The sequence below is a fragment of the Actinomadura soli genome (genome assembly GCF_005889715.1).
GTDB classification, from domain to species: Bacteria; Actinomycetota; Actinomycetes; order Streptosporangiales; family Streptosporangiaceae; genus Spirillospora; species Spirillospora soli.
Window position 1 is genome coordinate 13,195 of sequence record NZ_VCKW01000080.1, and the last position, 18,315, is coordinate 31,509.

Here is an 18,315-nt window from a genome sequence, read left to right on the forward strand (position 1 = left end):
CCGGCCAGGAACCCGGCCTCGTGGAAGAACGCGCTGCGGTTCCGGCCGCCCGGTCCGGACGGTCGAGTGTCAGCCCCGGGGGGTGGGGATTCTGGCCAGGAGGCGCAGCGAGGCGGGCGACACCCTGGACAGGGTGTGCAGGAGGTGGCCCTCGAAGTTGACGGGGACCACGGGCCTGTTCTTGACGATGGCGTGGACGATCCGTTCGGCGACCTTTTCCGGCGGGTAGTTGCGCATCTTGAGGGCGCGCCGGCCGCGTTCGCGGAGCCGTTCCCGGGCCGGCTCGTCGTCCCCGACGTAGGTTCCGTTCTTGACGATGTCGGTGCTGACGAACCCGGGGCAGACTGCGGTGACGCCGATGCGGGAGCCCGCCAGCTCGGCGCGCAGGCACTCGCTGAGCATGAGCACGGCGGCCTTCGTCGTGCAGTACGCGGGCAGCGTGCGGGTCGGGCTGTAGGCGGCGGCGGACGCGATGTTGACGATGTGCCCGCCGAAGTTGGGCTTGTCGGGCTTGTTGGGGAGGGCGTGGACGCGGTCGTGCATCTGCTTGCCGAACAGGCGGCAGCCGTGGACGACGCCCCACAGGTTGACGCCGAGGACGGCGTTCCAGTCGTCCAGCCCGGTGTCGAGGAACGAGCCCGCGACCGCGATGCCCGCGTTGTTGACGACGATGTCGGGCGCCCGGCGGGCCTGCTTGACGTCGGCGGCGAAGGTCTCCATGGCGGCGGCGTCGGACACGTCCACCTGGTACGGGCTGGCACCGGCGCCGACCGTCTTCGCGAGGGTGACGGTGCGCTCGGCGGCGGCCAGATCGATGTCGGCGGCGACGACGTGCGCGCCGCGCTCGGCGAGGGCGAGGGCGGTGGCCCGGCCGATCCCGCTGCCGGCTCCGGTGACGACGGCGAGCGCTCCGTCGAAGTGCGCGAGTGGCATGCAGCCAACCTACTCAGGGCGCGCCGGCGTCCGGCAGGTACGGGCTGAGCCCGTTCCAGCAGAAATCCGTCATGTGGCGGGCCGCGTCCTCCGCCGACACCTCGGGACGCTGCGTCTGCCAGTGCGCCAGCCGTTCGCTGCCGCCCATGATGATCTGCGTGAAGGCGTCGATGACGCCGGACGGCGCGCAGGGCGCGAACGTGGACAGGGCGCCCGCGATCAGCGCGCTCTGCTGCCTGCGGGTCGCCTCCACGGCCGCCACGGCGGACGGCGGCGCGGAGAGCGGCTCGCGCAGGAGCATGGAGAACGACCGGCTGTGCGCCTCGACGAACTCGAAGTAGGCGACCATCCCGCGCCACAGGATGTCCCTGGGGTCGCTCGCGCCCGCCATGGCCTTCTGCGTGACGTCGAGCAGCTCCGCCTTGGACCGGGTCACGCATGCGGTGAGCAGGCCGTCCTTGGAGCCGAAGTACTCGTAGAGCATCGGCTTGGAGACCCCGCAGCGCTCGGCGATCTCGTCCATGGACCCGGCCTGGTAGCCGCGCTCGCCGAACACCTCCTCGGCCACGTCCAGCATCTGCCGCTCGCGCTCGGCGCGGGACATCCGCCGCCGGCGGGCGGGTGGACGGGGTGTGGCGGCACTCACAGGAGAATCCTCTCAGTTGGACCTACCGTCAGTAACCTACTCCCGGTAACTTACTCCGAGTAGGTTACGCGAGAGGACGGGATATGAGCGAGCGCGACCCGGCGATCGTCATCATCGGCTCCGGCTTCGCCGGCCTCGGCATGGCGATCCGGCTGAAGCAGGCCGGCTTCCACGACTTCGTGATCCTGGAGAAGAGCGACGCCCTCGGCGGGACGTGGCACGACAACACCTATCCCGGCTGCGCCTGCGACGTCCCCTCGCACATGTACTCCTTCTCCTTCGAGCTCAACCCGGGCTGGACACGGATGTTCGCGCCGCAGCCCGAGATCCGCGACTACATGGAGCGTACGGCCGGGAAGTACCGGGTGCGCGAGCACATCCGCTTCGGCGCGGCCGTCGACTCGATGGAGTACGACGACGCGGCCCGCCGCTGGAACGTGACGCTCGCGGACGGGACCGTCCTCACCCCGAAGGCCGTCGTGTCCGGCATCGGAGCGCTGCACGTCCCGTCGTACCCGGACCTGCCGGGCATCGAGCGCTTTCGCGGCACCGCGTTCCACTCCGCCGAGTGGGACCACTCCTACGACCTCGCCGGCAAGCGCGTCGCCGTCATCGGGACGGGCGCGTCCGCGATCCAGTTCGTCCCTCAGGTGGCAGAGCAGGCAGGTGAGCTGGTCGTGTTCCAGCGGACGCCGCCGTGGATCCAGCCGAAGCCCGACGTCCCCATTCCCGCGCCCGTCCGCATGGCGTTCAAGAAGATCCCGGGCGCCGCGCGGGCGTTCCGCGGCGGCATCTACTGGGCGCTGGAGGCCCGCGCGATCGGCTTCACGATCGACCCGCGCCTGTCGGGGCCGCAGGAGCGGGTCGCCCGCCGCCACATCAGGAACCAGATCGCAGACCCGGAACTGCGCGCCAAGGTGACGCCCGGCTACACCATCGGCTGCAAGCGGATCCTGCTGTCCAGCGACTACTATCCGGCGCTCGCCCGGCCGAACGTCGAGCTGGAGACGTCCGGCATCGCCGAGGTGCGCGAGCACTCCATCGTCACCGTGGACGGACGCGAGCACGAGGTCGACTGCATCATCTACGGCACCGGTTTCAAGGTGACCGACGCCCTCACCGACCTGCGCGTGACCGGGCGGGACGGCGCCAAGCTCCAGGAGATCTGGGCGGACGGCATCGAGGCCCACCGCGGCACGACGATCCCCGGGATGCCGAACTTCTTCATGCTGCTCGGCCCCAACACCGGTCTCGGCCACAACTCCGTCGTCTTCATGATCGAGGTGCAGATCCAGCACGTGCTGAGCTGCCTGCGCCTCCTCCGGGAGCGCGGCGCGGACACGATCGAGCCGAGGCCGGAGGCGTCCCGCCGCTTCAACGACCGCCTGCAGCGGCGCCTGCGCCGCGCCGTCTGGAACGAGGGCGGCTGCGACAGCTGGTACCTCGACGACCAGGGCGTCAACCGGACGCTGTGGCCGGGCCACACGTTCGAGTTCTGGGCCGCCTCCCGCAAGGCCAGGCCGGAGGAGTTCATCCTCACCCGCTGACCCGCCCGCCGCCGGGACGCCGCTATTTCTGGGGCGCGAAGATCGGGCGGAAGCCCGCGATGAGCTGGCGGATCACCGGGCGCTGCTCGGCCGGGGTGCGGCCGCGCAGGTTGTGGATCGGGTCGAGGCCGTCGTAGTACGGGGCGAGGGCGAGGAACGGCAGCAGCGTCATCAGCCAGGTGGCGACGACGTCGAGGTCGGCGTCCTCGCGGATCTCGCCCCGCTCCTGCCACAGCCGCAGCAGCGGATGGATGACCTGCAGGTAGTGCTGGTTGGCGGTGTCGCGGACGACGGACCGCACGCTGTTGTCGAGCTCGAAGTTCGTCGCGGCCGTGACGCCGCGCTCCAGCGGGTGCTCCGCCATGTACTCGGTCCAGTCGCAGATGGCGTCGAACAGCCATTCGTCGAAGGACTGGTCGAAGTCGATCCGCTCCATGCGGCGTTCCATCTCCTCGCGGACGCGCCGCGACGCCTCGTCGCAGACGAACGCGAAGAACTCCAGCTTGTCGCTGAAGTACTGGAAGAGGGAGCCCTTGGCGATGCCGGCCTCGCGCGCGATGGTGTTCAGGCTTCCCGTCGAGTATCCGTTCTCTCCGAACTCGCGCATCGCCACCTCGAAAACCCGCTCGCGCTTGGCGACATTGAGGCGGAACCAGGTCGACGTCGGCATGGACCCCTTCGACTTTCCGTCAGGAGGCGGTAATCCGAACGTCAGGATAACGCTCTGTGGCGCCCTCCGCTGCCCGGAACATCACTGGTGTCCGGTCGCGGAACGGTCCAGATACCGGAGCGTGAATTCCGCGGAGGCGTAGTCCCCGCCCTGCGGCACGCCCGGCCCGAGAAAAGTGTCCGGAATGTCATAAGTTGCGGCATCGTCGAGCGGTTCGTAGCCGAGCCGATCGTCCAGTTCCCAGAATCGGCGCGCATTGGCGGAGACGGCGTAGGCGGCGAGGAAACCCGGCGACGCGACGGTCAGCGCCGCGCGGACGAACCCGGCGCAGTCGCGATGGCTGAGCCAGGTGGACAGGTGCCGGGGCTCGGTGGGCCGCGGTTCGAGGCTGCCGATGCGCAGGCACACCACGTCCAGGCCGAACTTGTCGGCGTAGAGGCGGGCGAGCGCCTCGGCGGCGACCTTGCTGACCCCGTACAGGCCGTCCGGTCTCGGCGGCATCTCCGCCGACACGGTCTCGGTCGACGGGTAGCAGCCGGTCAGCCGGTTGCTGCTGGCGAGCACGACGCGGGGGACGCCGGTGACGCGCGCCGCCTCCAGGACGCGCTGCGTGCCGAGGACGTTGCCCTCGACCAGGTCGGGGAACGGCGCCTCGTCGGACACCCCGGCCAGGTGGACGACCGCGTCCGCGCCGTCCATGAGCTCCGCCGCGTCGGACAGGTCCGTCCGGTGGACGGTCTCGTTCGGCGCCTCGGCGCGCAGCGGCGCGCGATCGGCGAGGACGAGCCGCTCCGCCTCGTCCCGCAGCGGTGCCCGGAGCGCGGTGCCGACCCGTCCGGCGGCCCCTGTCAGCACGATCGTTCCCAGTGTCATGCGCAGCAGTGTCGCATCCGGCGGCGCGCCGGTCGGTCGCGCGGCGTGCGGTCAGGCGCCGGGTGAGCCCCGGCGGCCGGGGCCGCCGCGCCGGCCGAGCGTGCGGCGGCGCCGGTGCAGGCTCCGCGGCGCGGAGGGTGGCGTCGAGGGAGAAGCGCGCGTCGGCGTCGTCCAGGCTGTCGCCGAGATAGCTTTCGAGCTGGCGGAGCCGGTACCGGACGGTCTGCGGATGGATCTTGAGCCGTTCGCCGATGTCGACCGCGGTGGCCCGGGTGGTGACGGCCTCGGCGAGCGTCTCGACGAGGCGGCGGCGCTGGCCGTCCGACACCTCGCGCAGCGGTTCCAGGTGGCGCCGGGTGAGCTCCTCGATCAGCGGCGGGTCGGACAGCAGCCACATGGTCATGAGGTGGTCCCGGCACGGGATGAGGGAGCCGTCCCGGATGATGCCCTCCTCGGCGAGCCCGAGGACGCGGCGCGCCCAGCGCAGGGAGTGCGTGGCCCGCTCCAGCGGCAGGGTGAGGCCGATCACGGAACTCGCGTCGGACAGCGCGGCGCGCAGCATTCCGTGGCGCGCCGTGGTGAGCGGCCCGGGGACGAGCAGGCACGGTTCCGCGGAGTCCAGGTCGACGAGGACGTCGGCGTCCAGCGCCGCGCGGGTGTACGGGGCGTCGGGGTGATATCCATCCGCAGCCCGTCCGTTATCGGATGCGGCGCCTCGAAGAAATCCTGGGCGACCGGCTGACCGATCCCGACGCGCGTTTCGCGATCGAGGTCGTGCTGCGCGCGATGTGGCTACGTGATCACGCCGCGGTAGAGAAACGAGCACCCGCTGACAACCAGGGAACGTCCGATCGGCGCCTGATAAGCAACTGACACGGACCTCGACGCGCGGGGTTGAATGATCTGTTCGTCCCATGCTTCCATCCGATTGGACGCAATTTCGGCGGGTATGGTCGCGACGCGATGGAGGTGCTTTCAGGGTGCGCTCACGATCGGCCCGTTCGATCCTGGCGGGACTCGCCGCGACGGCGGTCATCGGAACGGCGGGCGCGCCACCGGTGATCGCGGAGCCCACGCCGGACCCCTCCGCGTCCGCCACCGACGCGCCCACGCAACCGCCCACGCAACCGCCCACGCAACCGCCCACGCAACCGCCGACCGATCCACCCACTTCCGATCCCCCGACCGACCCGCCTACTGATCCTCCGACGGATCCGCCCACCGATCCTCCGACCGATCCGCCGACGGACCCTCCGACCGATCCGCCCACTGATCCTCCGACCGACCCGCCCACCGATCCGCCGACTGATCCGCCGACCGACCCGCCGGGCCCGACCGATCCGCCCGTCGATCCGCCGGACCCGCCGACCGGTCCAGGTGATCCGAAGACTCCGTCGCTCGCGCTCGGGCTGACGGTGTCGGGGGCGGCGATGCGTCCCGGCGGCTCGGTCACCGCGACCGTGCGGGTGTCGTCCAGGTACGCGACCGCGGGGAACGCGGTCCTGCGGCTGTCCGCGGCCGGCGCCTCGGTGAGCCCGCGGACGCGGAGTCTCGGCGCGGTCGGCGGCGGTGGGGCCTCCACCACGGCGACCGTGCGGGCGCCGTCCGACGCCAGGCCCGGTCTGGTCACGGTGACGGCGGCGGCCTCCGCGTCGAAGGCCAGGGGCGCGTCCCGCAGCTACAAGCTGATCATCACGGACGCGTCCGGGGCGCCGCCGCCGGGGGTGAGCCTGTCGGACCTGCCGCCCGGCGTCCCGCCGCTGACCCCGTCCGGTTTCAACCCGCTCGCGGGCATGCGCGGGCCCCAGGTGGCGTTCCCGCCCATCGCCCAGCCGCAGATCGCGCCCAGCCCGGGGGTGCTGGTCCCGGTGTCCGGGCTGCGCGGGCTTCCCGACGAGCCGCTCACCGTGGAGGACCTGGGCGCGCTCCAGGCCGGATTCCTGGCGGCGCTGACGATGTCGGTGACGTTGCTGCTGCTCAGGCTGCGGCTCATGCGCCGTGCGGTCGACGTCCGGCCGCCGCGGGCCGTCCGGCGGCGCCCCCGGGGCGCGGGGAAGAAGCTCACCGCCGCCAGGCTGCGCGCGCTGCCCCCGCAGCCCGCCGCCCGCGTCCGGCGGGCCCGGCTCGCGCTGTTCCCGGTGCGGCAGGCTCGTCCCGCCCGTCTCTGATCCGGAAGCGAAGCGGCCTCCGGCGGCGTCGCCGGGTTCAGCGGGCCAGGCGGATCAGGATGCGGCACACCTCTTCGATGATCTCCGTGGCCTCGGTCTCGCTCTCGGCCGTGGCGATCTCCCGTCCGGTCTCGCCGATCACCGTGGTGAGGACGAGGCTCAGCACCTGCTCGGGACGTCCGGCCGGCTCACCGGGGGACGGGCCGCGCAGCAGCCTGGTGTTCTGCGCGATCCAGTGCTGGGCGCGGCTGCGGCGCATCAGCGACGACCCGGACGGGCCCTCGCCGCCGAGGAACAGCCGGGCGGCGTCCCGGCGCTCCCAGCACACCCGCAGGTAGGCGCGGGCGCCCGCGATGAACAGCGCGATCGGGTCGGACTCGCCGCCCTTGCGCGCGACGGACACCGCCTGCGCGGCGCTCGCCTCCTGCTCGGCGCTGAGGTCCTCCCACAGCGCCACGTACAGCCCGGCCTTGCCGCCGTAGTGGTGGTAGAGGCTGCCGACGCTGATGCCGGACCGCTCGACGATCTCGGCGATGCCCGCGTCGGCGTAGCCGCGGTCGGCGAAGACGTGCAGCGCGGCGGTCAGCAGCGCCTGCCGCGTGGCGTCGGCCCGCGCCCACTGGCGCCCGCCGCCACCGGCCCCGGAACCCTCCCCGCCGTCACCGGCGCCGCCGTTCGCCTCGCCGCCGTCGCCGGTCGCCTGGTGGGCCCTGCTCGTCCGCATCCCACCATGGTGCCAGGCCGCGCCCCGCCCGCACCGCCGTCTCAGCGCGGACGTGCCGGCGGACGCTCAGTACCAGTTATGGGACTGCCAGAAGGACCACGCGCCGCACGGGTCCTTGTAGCGGGCCTTGATGTAGCCGAGCCCCCACGCGATCTGCGTCGGCGTACTGGTGCGCCAGTCGTTCCCAGCGCTGGACATCTTCGAGCCCGGGAGCGCCTGCGGGATGCCGTAGGCGCCGCTGGACGGGTTCTCGGCCCGCTCGTTCCAGCCGCTCTCGTGGTTCCACAGCGTCAGCAGGGACGGCCAGCAGCGGTCCCACCCCTTGAGGGCGTTCATCTTCTTGCCGTACGCCTTGTTCTGCTGGGAGCTCGGGTTCAGCTTGGCGAGCCGCTCCTTCTCCTGCTGCGCCTTCAGCTTCGCCCGCGCCGCCGCCTCCTTCTCGGCCTTCTTCTTCAGTGCCGCCAGCTCGCGCTTGTGCTTTTCGTAGGCGCGCTTCTTGGCGGCGGCGACCGCGTCCGCGACGACCGGGTCCATGTCGGACGCCGCCGTCAGCCTGGTCAGCATGTCGTTGGTCGACAGGTCGCCCGCGGCCATCTTCGGCGGCTTGGTGTCGTCGCCGGCGAAGCGTCCGAGGTCGACGAGCGCGACCGCCGCGACGATCGCGCAGATCGCCACGACCATGATCGTGACGTTGCTGGTCAGCAGCCGCCGGACGCGCTGCCGTCCGGACGGGCGGGCGTCGCCCGGCGGCATCCCGGTCCCGCGCGGGTCGTAGGGACCGTACGGGCCCGGCCCGCGCTCACCGCGTGCGTCGGGTGCCTCGCGGGGCGGGGGCACCTGCACGGCGTCGCGTCCGCGCGGCTCCGCCCGCTTCGGCCCGGAACGGGCGCGTCGGGGGGAGGCTTTGGGACGTCTGCGCGTGCCGTGACTCTGTGGCATAGGAGAAGACTGCCTTATCGCCCGGGGTCGTGTCGTGCATGTGATCGTCCACCAACGGGGGCCGGCCGTCCATGGGCGAGGTCCATGAGCCTGTACGGGGACCAGGTGACCCGTGGTTCACCCGTCGCGGTGCCCCCGGTCACGCCCCGCGCCAGGGTTCAACAGTTCCACATCGCCGGCCGCGAGTCGCGCCGGTTGCAGCGCTTCGAAGATCTCGCGGTGCCGCCCGTCGAACGCCGCCAGCTCGCCGCCGGGGGACTCCAGCGCCAGGCTGACCTCGTTGGCCCGGTCCCGTCCGGCGGCGGTGATCTCCACGAGGGTGGCGCGCCGGTCGCGCGGATGGGGGCTGCGGGCGACGAGGCCCACCGCCTCGAGCTGGTCGACGGTGAGCTTCACCGTCGTCGGATGCATCATCAGGATCCGGCCGAGCGTGCTCAGCCGCGCCCGGCCGTGGACGGTGAGCGCCAGCGTGGTCAGCAGGAAGTAGCCGGTCCGGGTGAGGTCCAGCCGTTTCAGCTCGGTGTCCAGGGCCTTCTTCAGCAGCTGGTTGAGCCGCCCCACCGCGCAGATCGCCATGAACGGCCAGGGCCCGCCGAGCAGCCCCTGCTCCTCCCAGCGGTCGCGGACGCCCATGACCAGCGGGTCGACGTCGTCCGCCGCGTCCGCCGTGAGGCCCCAGGTGTCCGCTGTGTCCGCCGCATCGGCCGCCATGCCCGCCGTTCCGTCCCCTCCGGTGTCGTGTCGCGCCTTTGTTCGCACCGGATGATCTTAGCCGCGGGCAAATCGAGATGTAAGTACTCGCTTCTTAGACCTTCTTCCAATAGAGTGCCTCAGATCACATGCGGTGCCCGAGTGCTTGCTTGGGTGCCGGGCCCCGCATGTGGTCCCGGTCTCCGCCGAGACCGCGGTGGCGCGCGAACGAGCAGGACGGGTGCGCCCCGTGCCGTGGCGGGGCGCCGGAGTATCGGATGAGCGCCGACGTCCGAGAATGAAGGAGGCTGGGTTGTACCCTCACCAAACCCCCTTGGGGGAGGGCACCGGCTGATGGCCCTGAGCCTGACCAAGGCCCCGGACCTCGCGCGCAGGCGCCTCGGGCGGACGCTCGACGAGACCGGACTGCTGTGCGTGACCCTCCTGGAGGGGCTGCGCCGCACCTGGGACGTGCGCCAGTGGTGGGGCGAGTTCATCGAGCAGTGCTGGTTCCTGGCGCGCGTCACCAGCGTCCCGGTGATGCTCATCGCGGTGCCGCTCGGCGCGACCATCTCGCTGCAGGTCGGCGACATCGCCCGGCAGCTCGGCGCGCAGTCCGGCACGGGCGCGCTGCTGACCGCCGCGATGATCCAGCAGGTGGCGCCGCTGGCCGCGGCGCTGCTGGTGTCCGGCGTCGGCGGGTCCGCGATCACCTCCGACATGGGGGCCCGCAACATCCGCGACGAACTCGCGGCCATGGAGGTCATGGGCATCAACCCGGTCCACCGCCTGGTCACCCCCAGGCTGTGGGCGGCGAGCACGGTGTCCCTGCTGCTCTGCTCGGTGGTGATCCTGGCGGGCGTCCTCGGCGGCTACTACTTCAACGTCATCCAGCAGGGCGTCAGCCCCGGCGCGTTCTTCGACGGCGCCACGACCCTGCTGCAGTTCCCGGACCTGATGATCACCCTGTTCAAGGCGTGGGTGTTCGGCTTCATCGCCGCCGCCGTCGCCTGCTACATGGGCATGAACTGCGACTACGGGCCGGTCGGCGTCGGCCGCGCGGTCAACAGGGCGGTGGTGGTCACCTCGATCGTGGTGTTCGCGACGAACTACATCCTCACCATGATCTACCAGGTCCTCTTCCCCCCGAGGTTCTGATGGTCGCCATTCCCCCCGTTCGCAAGCTGGGCCGGGCCGTCCGGGGCCGGGCGGCCGGGCTCGCCGGCTCGGCCGACCTGCCCGTCTTCCTCGGCCGCGTCCTGTACCACCTGGTCGTCGACATCATCATCCGGCGCAAGTACGCCCGGACGCTCGCCAAGCAGGTCAGCGACATCACCGTCGGCGTCGGCGCGCTCGTCATCGGCGGCGGCATGATCTTCGTGATCGCGACGATGTCGCTCGCCACCGGCGCGATGGTCGGCCTGCAGGGCTACCCGGGCCTGGAGCGGATCGGCGCGGAGGCGTTCACCGGGCTCGTGGCGAGCTACTCCAACGTCCGCGAGGTGACGCCGATCATCGCGGGCGTCGCGCTGGTCGCGCAGGTCGGCACCGGCTTCACCGCCGAGATCGGCGCGATGCGGATCTCCGAGGAGATCGACGCGCTGGAGGTCATGGGCATCAACTCGCTGGCCTACCTGGTCTGCACGCGGGTCGCCGCCGGGGTCATCGCGCTGGTGCCGCTGTACCTGGTGTCGCTGTTCATGGCGTTCTTCGCCACCCGGTTCATCACGATCCAGTACTTCGGGCTCTCACCCGGCATCTACGACTACTACTTCCATCTCTACCTGCCGCCGATCGACGTGTTCTACAGCGTCATCAAGGTCGCGGTGTTCGCGTTCATCATCATGTTCGTCCACTGCTACCGCGGCTACTACGCGGCGGGCGGCCCGGTCGGCGTCGGGGTCGCCGCGGGACGCGCGATCCGGGAGTCCACCATCCTGATGATCCTGATGAACCTGGTCCTGTCGTACATCTTCTGGGGCCACGGCAGCACGGTGAGGCTGACCGGATGAGCGAGGAGACGCAGTCGAACCGCTCCCGGACGGTCTTCGGGCTGGTCGGCGCGGGCGTCATCGCCGCCGCCACGGTGTTCGTGGCGGTCGGCACGACGCCGTCGCACGAGGGCTCCACCTACTACAACGCGACGTTCGGACGGGCCGGGCAGGGCCTCGACCCGGGCAAGTCGGACGTCAAGGTCCGCGGCATCGTGGTCGGCACCGTCGACAGGATCACCCTGGTGGACAGCGGCCGCGTCAACGTCCGGTTCCGCGTCGACAAGGGGATCAAGGTCGCCGACACGACGGTCGCGGCGGTCGAGCCGGTCTCGGTGTTCGGGCCGAAGGACCTCGCGCTCGACCTCGGCGCGCACGAGCTGACCGGCCCCTACCTGGAGGACGGCGGCAAGGTCGCCAAGACGCGCGACCCCGAGGACCTGTCCGACACCGCCTGGCCCACCTACAAGCTCACCAAGGCCATCAACCCGGACGAGGTCGCCACGATCCTGCACGTGTTCGGCAGCGGGCTCTCCGGCCAGGGCCCCGCGCTGCGCCGGACGATCGGCAACGGCGCCACGGTCGTCAACGCGACGTACGAGAGCCGGGCGGCGATCAACGCGCTGCTGGCCGACCTCAACGGCCTGTCCGGGACGTTCGCGTCCCGCGGCGGCACCCTCGCGGGCCTCGCGGGCGACTTCAACCGGCTCGCGCGCACGATCAACGAACGTCCCGACAAGATCACGCAGCTGCTCGACGAGTCCGGCAGGCTGGGCGACACGCTCGGCGCGAGCCTTCAGCAGCACGGCCGCAACCTCGGCACCATCATCGACTCCGGCGGCCAGGTCGTCGCGGTGCTGAACGGCCAGCGCCGCAACATCCCCGTGCTGCTCGACAGCCTGAACGGGTTCTTCAACCTGCTGGCGCAGGTCATCCGCATCCCCGGCCCGGAGGGCACCCTGATCGCCCAGATGCGCGACGACCTTCCCCTGGACATCTGCCAGATCCTCATCGACATCTGCCCGGTCAAGCCGTCCACGACGGCGTTCACCGCCCCGCTGTCCCGTGCGTCCGCCGGGGGGCGGCGGTGAGCGCGCGCGGGCGCGGCGGGTCCGCGCGCGGTCCCGGCCGCGCCACGACGCTGAAGTTCCTGGTGTTCGTGGCGGTCACCGGGCTGCTGACGTTGTTCATCGGGCAGCAGATCCTCGGCACGAGCTTCGCGTCCCGCTACCGGCTGACCGCGACGTTCGACGACGTCACCGGGCTGCTGGAGGGCGACGACGTGAAGGTCGCCGGGACGCCCGTCGGCCAGGTGAAGGGCATCAGGGTGGAACGCGGCAAGGCCGTGGTCGACCTCGCCGTGGACGACGACGTCCGGGTCCCGTCCGACTCCACCGCCTCGATCCGCTGGCGCAACATCATGGGCCAGCGGGTCGTCTACCTGGAGCCGGGCGGGAAGCGCGAGATGCTCGGCGACGGCGACCGCGTCCCGCACACCAGGTCGGTCGTGGACCTCGGCGCCATCGTCAACGACCTCGGCCCGCTGACCCGCAGCCTGGACCCGAACCAGCTCAACAAGATCCTCTTCTCGTTCTCCCAGGCCCTGGACGGCAACGAGCAGAACATCACCCTGCTGACCGACAACCTGGACATGCTGCTCCAGACGTTCGCCGCCCGCCGCAAGACGATCCAGAAGATGATCGGCGACTACGAGACGGTCAGCGCCGCGGTCGCCACCCGCGACAAGCAGATCGCGGCCAGCGTCGACAACCTGGAGGCGCTCACCAGGGTCTTCGCGAACAACCGCAGGCTGCTGGAGAACGCCGTCGTGGAGGTCTCCGGCGTCACCACCAGCCTCAACCAGGTGCTCGCAGGCAACGACGCGCAACTCGGCCGCATCATCGACAACCTCGGCAGGTTCAGCGAGACGTTCCGGCTCAACGTCGACCAGCTGGAGAAGATGGTGCAGCAGCTTCCGCTCACGCTTCGGCAGCTGTTCGCCACCGCCAACGGCGGCCACTACCTGCGGACGAACGCGCTCTGCATCAACATCATGCAGGGCCCCTGCCCGTTCCCGATGCAGTTGCCGAGGTCGCCCGGCACGGGGGAGCCGTCCACGGCCGACCTCGCCAAGCTGCGGAAGATGCTTCTGACGGGTGGCGGCTGATGGCACTGAAATCGCTGCGGGACGCCGACCAGAAGATCGTCGCGATCGTCACCCTGGCGGCGCTCGCCGCCGGATGCGTGTTCGCGTTCACCGTCGGCCAGCTCCACCTGCTCGACCGCGGCTACACGATGAGCGGCGAGTTCAGCGACGCCGCGGGCCTGAAGGAGGGCCAGGACGTCCGGGTCGCGGGCGTGAAGTCGGGCCGGATCACCTCCGTCGAGCCGGACTTCCGGCACGGCAGGATCATCGTCACCTGGCAGGTCGACGCCGGGATCGACCTCGGGCCGAAGACCCGGGCCGAGATCCGGACGACGACGCTGCTCGGCGGCCGGTACCTGCGGCTGTCCGGCCCGGTCGCCGAGCCGTACATGGCCGATGTCCCCGAGCCGCGGCGCCGGATCCCGCTGGCGCGCACGAGCGTCCCGTTCACCGTCCCGGACGCGCTGGAGGGCGCGCAGAACATCGTCGGCAGGCTCGACCAGAAGAGCATCGACCGGCTGCTCACCCAGGTCAACAAGATCAAGTCGCCGGGCGCGGCGAAGCTGAACCGCATCCTGGTCAACATCCAGGACCTGTCCCGGATGCTCAACGACTCCTATCCCGAGATCCAGAAGCTGATCGAGAACAGCAAGACGATCACCGGCACGCTGGCCGGCAAGGACGAGCAGCTCCGCGAGATCATCAACGCCAGCCAAGTGCTGCTGCAGACGCTGGTCAACCGGCGCGACGAGCTGGCCGCGACGATCGGGCAGGGCAGCCGCACCGTCCGGACGCTGTCCAACGTGATCTCCAGGAACCAGAAGGAGCTCAACACCCTCCTGGACAACCTGCACCTGCTGACCACCCGGCTCGCCCCCAACATGGACGCGCTGAACACCGACTTCTCGCTGCTCGGGCCGACGTTCCAGCAGCTCGCCATCCTCAAGGGCAACGGGCCGTGGGTGGAGGGCGTGCTCACCGGCCTCGGCCCGCTCCAGCCGCCAGGCCCGATCTCCAGCCGCCGCCCGCCGGGAGGCAACTGATGAGCAGGGGGATGAGCGGCGGGATGAGCACGGCGCCGAGCTGGGGGAAGGGCATCGCGATCGCCCTCGGCCTCGCGATGGCCGCGTCGCTCGGCGGGTGCTCGGTCGCCCCGTCCGGCGGCGGCGAGCGGACGATGGTCGTCTACGTCCCGAAGGCCCGCTCCTTCTACAAGGAGTCCAAGGTCAAGGTGATGGGCGCGGACGTCGGCCTCGTCGAGAAGGTGGAGAACGAGGGCGACAGGGTCAAGGTGACGTTCCATGTGCGCGACGACGTCCCGCTGCCGAAGGGCGTGCAGGCGTCGATCGTCCCGCTGAACCTGATCGGCGAGCGCAACCTCGTCCTGCACCCGGCGTGGAAGCCGGGGCAGCCGAAGGAGACCTCCGACGTCATCCCCATCGAGCGCACGCACGTGCCCGTCGAGGTGGACGACGCGCTCAGCTCGTTCACGAACCTGGCGAACGCGCTCGACCCGACGAAGATGCAGAGCGCGCTCGGCAACGCCGCCGAAACCGTGAACGGCAACGGCAGGGAGTTCAACGCCACCCTGGAGCAGAGCGCCCGCCTGGTCGAGAACGTCGCCGGGCAGGACAGGGAACTGATCGAGGTCGCGCAGAACCTCAGCCGCCTGGCCGGGGTCGTGCGCGGACGCGAGCAGATCCTCGGCTCGGTGATCCAGGACTTCGCCGAGGCCAGCCGCGTGCTCGCCGCCGAGCGGGGCGAGCTGCAGCAGCTGATCAGCGGCGTCCTGGAGCTGGCGGACAACGGCGACAAGCTGATCCAGAAGTACAAGGGACGCCTGCCGTACGACCTGGCCGTCCTCACCCGGACGGCGCTCACCCTCAAGGGCAACGCGCGGGAGCTGGCGCAGCTGCTCCACGCGCTGCCCGGCATCAACGAGCTGCTCCTCAACGGCTACAACCCGAAGAACAAGTCGCTGCAGATCCGGTTCGCCACCGACGCGTTCCTGCGGACCTGGCTGAAGGGCCTGCTGAACGACGACGACGTGGGCTGCCCGCTGCCTCCCCCGAACTCCAACTGTCCCTGGCAGAACGGAGGCAACTGATGGGGCGCGTCATTGTGGGGGGACGACCCCCCGCACCCCCCGGCAAATGCAGGAGCATATTCGTTCTCGTCGCCGTCCTGGCCCTGGCGGTCTCCGGCTGCTCCTACACGACGGCGGGCGCGCCGAAGGGCGGGCTGACGCTGACGGCCACGTTCGACGACGTCCAGCAGCTCGTCGCCGGGCACAGCGTCAAGATGTCCGACATCACGATCGGCAGCGTCACCAAGATCCGGCTGGCCGGCTACAAGGCGAAGGTGACGCTGTCCATCGAGGACGACGTCAAGATCCCGAAGGGCACCCGGGCCGAGATCAGGGTGACCTCGCTGCTCGGCGAGAACTACGTGGACCTGCGGATGCCGCCCGGCGCGAGCATGGACCGCGGCCCGTTCCTCGCCACCGGCGACACGATCGCGCAGACCAGCGTCCAGCCGGCGTTCGAGCAGGTCGTCGGGCAGGCGGGCCCGCTGATCCAGGCGCTCGCCGGGGACGACGTCGCGACGGTCGTCAACGCCGGGGCCACCGCGCTGGACGGCAACGGCCAGAAGCTCAACCTGACGATCGCGCAGGCGAGCGGCCTGGTGAAGATGTTCGCCGACCAGCGGCGGGAGCTGGGCGAGTCCGTCGACCGGTTCGCGAAGCTGGGCCGCTCGCTCGCCAAGGGCGACGACGCGCTGAACGAGGCCCCCGGACGGCTCGAACGCACCACCCGGATCCTGAACGACGACAAGGAGAAGATCCTCAAGACGGTCGAGAAGCTCACCTGGATGGCCCGCGAGCTGAACGACAAGGTCCTGGAGGGACGCATCCTGCGGTTCCGGAAACTGCTGGCGGATCTCGACCCCGTCCTGCAGCAGCTCGGGAGCAACCGCAAGCGGCTCACCGCCCTGGTGGACGGCCTGGTCGCCTTCTCCAGGAAGATCCCGCTGGCCAGCTACGACGGCCAGCTGCTGCTCTACCCGATCGTCCGCATCGTCTGGCCGGACGGGACGCCGATCTTCCCCGGCCTGAGCGAGAAGCCCAGGAACAAGAAGGAGAGCGGGACCGGGCAGGACCCGCCCCCCGCGCCCCGGCTTCCGGACGAACTCGAAGGCGCCCTCCCCGACCTCGACGCCATCCTGGGAGGACGCGGATGACCAGGCGGCTCACGATCAACCTGGCGGTCTTCGCCGCGCTCGCCGTGGTGATGGCCGTGTGGGCGTTCAACAACGTCGTCCGGTTCGACTTCATCGACCGGCCGTACCGCCTCACGGCGGAGTTCGAGTCCTCGCCCGGCCTGCACCCGAACTTCGAGGTCGACTATCTCGGCCTGCGCGTCGGCAAGATCGACTCGGTCCGGCTGGTGAAGGACAAGGTCGTCGTCCGGATGGACATCGAGCGCGGCGTCGAGATCCCGCAGGGCGTCACCGCAGCCGCGGCCCGCAAGTCCGCGGTCGGCGAGCCGGTGGTCGAGCTGACCCCCGGCTCCGGCAAGGCCGACGCCCCGCCGATGAAGCCGGGCAGCGTCATCCCGGTGTCGCAGACGAAGGTCCCGCCCAAGTACGGCGACCTGTTCGGCGCGGTCATCGACACCCTGAAGGCGATCAACCCGGACGACGCCAAGATCCTCACCCACGAGCTGGCCGAGGGCTGGGCCGGACGAGAGGACTCCCTCCGCCAGATCATCAACGGCGGCGACGAGCTGACGCAGACGTTCGCGCAGAACACCGAGCTGCTCGACGGGCTCACCAGGGACCTCGGGCGGATCACCCGCGTGCTGAACCAGAACCGCGGCGCGCTCGGCGCGGGGGTCGACGACCTGGCCGCGCTCACCGCCGCGCTCAGCCAGGTCCGCGGCCGGATCGCCGAGCTCCGCGACCGTGGGCCCGGGCTGCTCGACACGGTCAACGACCTGCTGGACGAGACCGGCCCCGACTTCGGCTGCGCCGTCGACATGCTCGGCACCCTGGGGCTCTCGGCGCACAACCCCGGCTACCTGACCGACCTGCGGAAGACGCTCGAGTACGCGCCGGGGCTGAAGGTCGTCCTGGACAACGTGATCGGGGTCGACCAGGGCGAACCCGTCCTGAACGTCGTCTTCCAGGTCACGCTGAAGGCGCCCGCCGCGCTGGAGTACAAGTACCCGCGGCCGCAGCCCGCGGTGAACAAGGTGCCGACCTGCCCCGGCGGCCGGACCCCGGCGGTGACGCCGCAGAAGACCTACAAGGCCAAGAACCCCGGAGACACGATCCCCACCCACGATCCCGCGTTGAACCAGCAGGACGCGCGGGCCGAGAAGGCCGCGAACACCAGCGAGGACTCTTCCGGCGGGCCGCCGGCGTGGCTGGTGTACGTGCCCCCGGTCATCGCGCTGCTGGTGCTGATCAGGGTCATGATGGGCTCGGTGCCCGTGGTGTCCCGCCTGACCCGACTGCGTCGGGGCAAGGACTGACCCCAATCCCGAGGAGTGCCCGAAGTGACTGCCAGGACCACCAGGGACGAGACCGCCGCGGCCGAGGAGGAGACGGTGGCCGAGGCGCCCGAGGAGACCGAGGCCGAAGCGCCCGAGGCCGCGGAGAGCGAGGCCGCGGAGAGGCCCGCGCGCCCCGCGGCGAGGCGCAAGCGCCGGGTGCGGGTCATCGAGGTCATCGACGATGAGGACCTGGACGAGGTCCTGGAGGCCCTGGACGCCGAGGACGAGCGGGACGAGGAGCCCGAGGAGGAGCCCGCGCCCCGTCCCGCGAAGACCACGAAGCCGGCCGCCAAGCCCGCCGTCAAGCGCGTCCCCAAGCCCCGCCCGCGCGGCGCACGAGCCGGGGCCATGAGACGTCCTCCCCGGTCGTCATCCTGATCGCCTCTTCGATCTGGCTCTGCAGATCGGTGTCGGCCCGCACCTCACGCAGCA

19 protein-coding genes and 1 pseudogene are annotated in these 18,315 nt (G+C 70.9%); 12 read left to right on the top strand and 8 right to left on the bottom strand.

Going from position 1 to position 18,315, the window contains the following annotated elements:
- Positions 1 to 69: 69 nt before the first annotated feature.
- Positions 70 to 933 carry an SDR family NAD(P)-dependent oxidoreductase gene (locus ETD83_RS17350; RefSeq protein WP_138646167.1) on the bottom strand — a complete coding sequence of 288 codons (864 nt, stop codon included), beginning with the start codon at positions 931 to 933 and terminating at the stop codon, positions 70 to 72.
- 13 nt (positions 934 to 946) lie between these two features.
- Positions 947 to 1,579, bottom strand: coding sequence for a TetR/AcrR family transcriptional regulator (locus tag ETD83_RS17355; protein ID WP_230420976.1), 633 nt, complete (start codon positions 1,577 to 1,579; stop codon positions 947 to 949).
- 83 nt (positions 1,580 to 1,662) lie between these two features.
- Here ETD83_RS17355 and ETD83_RS17360 point away from each other — a divergent pair, with 83 nt between their 5' ends.
- Entirely contained in the window at positions 1,663 to 3,126 is a 1,464-nt protein-coding gene (locus tag ETD83_RS17360) for a flavin-containing monooxygenase (protein WP_138646168.1), read from the top strand.
- Between the two features lie 22 nt (positions 3,127 to 3,148).
- Here the strand turns inward: ETD83_RS17360 and ETD83_RS17365 are convergent, their stop codons facing one another.
- From ETD83_RS17365 to ETD83_RS45985, 3 genes and pseudogenes are all read right to left on the bottom strand, one after another.
- The gene (locus ETD83_RS17365) at positions 3,149 to 3,796 is read right to left on the bottom strand and encodes a TetR/AcrR family transcriptional regulator (RefSeq protein WP_138646169.1); all 648 of its coding nucleotides are present in this window, start codon (positions 3,794 to 3,796) and stop codon (positions 3,149 to 3,151) included.
- 81 nt (positions 3,797 to 3,877) lie between these two features.
- Positions 3,878 to 4,669: an NAD-dependent epimerase/dehydratase family protein gene (locus ETD83_RS17370; RefSeq protein WP_171064274.1), complete on the bottom strand. Its 792-nt coding sequence runs from the start codon at positions 4,667 to 4,669 to the stop codon at positions 3,878 to 3,880.
- Between the two features lie 187 nt (positions 4,670 to 4,856).
- Positions 4,857 to 5,231 (bottom strand): annotated as a pseudogene (locus ETD83_RS45985) (helix-turn-helix domain-containing protein); the annotation flags it as partial.
- A 143-nt stretch (positions 5,232 to 5,374) separates the two neighbouring features.
- Between ETD83_RS45985 and ETD83_RS17380 the strand changes: the two are divergent.
- Both ETD83_RS17380 and ETD83_RS42565 read left to right on the top strand, forming a co-directional pair.
- Positions 5,375 to 5,542, top strand: coding sequence for a hypothetical protein (locus tag ETD83_RS17380; RefSeq protein WP_138646170.1), 168 nt, complete (start codon positions 5,375 to 5,377; stop codon positions 5,540 to 5,542).
- Positions 5,543 to 6,099: 557 nt separating this feature from the next.
- Positions 6,100 to 6,837 (top strand): hypothetical protein, encoded by a 738-nt coding sequence (locus ETD83_RS42565; RefSeq protein WP_171064276.1) that lies wholly within the window; start codon positions 6,100 to 6,102, stop codon positions 6,835 to 6,837.
- Positions 6,838 to 6,874: 37 nt separating this feature from the next.
- Here ETD83_RS42565 and ETD83_RS17390 read toward each other — a convergent pair whose 3' ends face one another.
- The 3 genes from ETD83_RS17390 to ETD83_RS17400 all read right to left on the bottom strand — a co-directional run bounded on the left by ETD83_RS17390 (position 6,875) and on the right by ETD83_RS17400 (position 9,259).
- A complete protein-coding gene (locus ETD83_RS17390) occupies positions 6,875 to 7,561 on the bottom strand; it encodes a TetR/AcrR family transcriptional regulator (protein WP_138646171.1) in 687 nt (228 codons plus the stop codon).
- Between the two features lie 66 nt (positions 7,562 to 7,627).
- Complete coding sequence (locus ETD83_RS17395; RefSeq protein WP_230420978.1) at positions 7,628 to 8,404, bottom strand: aggregation-promoting factor C-terminal-like domain-containing protein; 777 nt, start codon at positions 8,402 to 8,404, stop codon at positions 7,628 to 7,630.
- A gap of 213 nt (positions 8,405 to 8,617) precedes the next feature.
- Positions 8,618 to 9,259 carry a MarR family winged helix-turn-helix transcriptional regulator gene (locus tag ETD83_RS17400; RefSeq protein WP_230420979.1) on the bottom strand — a complete coding sequence of 214 codons (642 nt, stop codon included), beginning with the start codon at positions 9,257 to 9,259 and terminating at the stop codon, positions 8,618 to 8,620.
- A 285-nt stretch (positions 9,260 to 9,544) separates the two neighbouring features.
- Here ETD83_RS17400 and ETD83_RS17405 point away from each other — a divergent pair, with 285 nt between their 5' ends.
- The 9 genes from ETD83_RS17405 to ETD83_RS42570 are packed head-to-tail and all read left to right on the top strand — an operon-like array spanning position 9,545 to position 18,261.
- Positions 9,545 to 10,348 carry an MlaE family ABC transporter permease gene (locus ETD83_RS17405; protein ID WP_138646173.1) on the top strand — a complete coding sequence of 268 codons (804 nt, stop codon included), beginning with the start codon at positions 9,545 to 9,547 and terminating at the stop codon, positions 10,346 to 10,348.
- Positions 10,348 to 11,202, top strand: a complete 855-nt coding sequence (locus ETD83_RS17410) for an MlaE family ABC transporter permease (RefSeq protein ID WP_138646174.1) — start codon at positions 10,348 to 10,350, stop codon at positions 11,200 to 11,202. Before ETD83_RS17405 ends, ETD83_RS17410 begins: the two co-directional genes overlap by 1 nt.
- A complete protein-coding gene (locus ETD83_RS17415; RefSeq protein ID WP_138646175.1) occupies positions 11,199 to 12,272 on the top strand; it encodes an MlaD family protein in 1,074 nt (357 codons plus the stop codon). Before ETD83_RS17410 ends, ETD83_RS17415 begins: the two co-directional genes overlap by 4 nt.
- Positions 12,269 to 13,348, top strand: coding sequence for an MCE family protein (locus ETD83_RS17420; RefSeq protein ID WP_230420980.1), 1,080 nt, complete (start codon positions 12,269 to 12,271; stop codon positions 13,346 to 13,348). The genes ETD83_RS17415 and ETD83_RS17420 overlap by 4 nt, the downstream gene beginning before the upstream one ends.
- Positions 13,348 to 14,370: an MCE family protein gene (locus ETD83_RS17425; protein ID WP_138646176.1), complete on the top strand. Its 1,023-nt coding sequence runs from the start codon at positions 13,348 to 13,350 to the stop codon at positions 14,368 to 14,370. Before ETD83_RS17420 ends, ETD83_RS17425 begins: the two co-directional genes overlap by 1 nt.
- The gene (locus ETD83_RS17430; RefSeq protein ID WP_230420981.1) at positions 14,370 to 15,434 is read left to right on the top strand and encodes an MCE family protein; all 1,065 of its coding nucleotides are present in this window, start codon (positions 14,370 to 14,372) and stop codon (positions 15,432 to 15,434) included. The genes ETD83_RS17425 and ETD83_RS17430 overlap by 1 nt, the downstream gene beginning before the upstream one ends.
- On the top strand, positions 15,434 to 16,567 hold the full coding sequence (locus ETD83_RS17435; protein WP_138646177.1) for an MlaD family protein: 1,134 nt from the start codon (positions 15,434 to 15,436) through the stop codon (positions 16,565 to 16,567). The genes ETD83_RS17430 and ETD83_RS17435 overlap by 1 nt, the downstream gene beginning before the upstream one ends.
- Positions 16,564 to 17,862 (top strand): MCE family protein, encoded by a 1,299-nt coding sequence (locus tag ETD83_RS17440; protein ID WP_138646178.1) that lies wholly within the window; start codon positions 16,564 to 16,566, stop codon positions 17,860 to 17,862. Before ETD83_RS17435 ends, ETD83_RS17440 begins: the two co-directional genes overlap by 4 nt.
- 24 nt (positions 17,863 to 17,886) lie before the next feature.
- Positions 17,887 to 18,261 (top strand): hypothetical protein, encoded by a 375-nt coding sequence (locus ETD83_RS42570; RefSeq protein ID WP_171064278.1) that lies wholly within the window; start codon positions 17,887 to 17,889, stop codon positions 18,259 to 18,261.
- Positions 18,262 to 18,315: the final 54 nt, after the last annotated feature.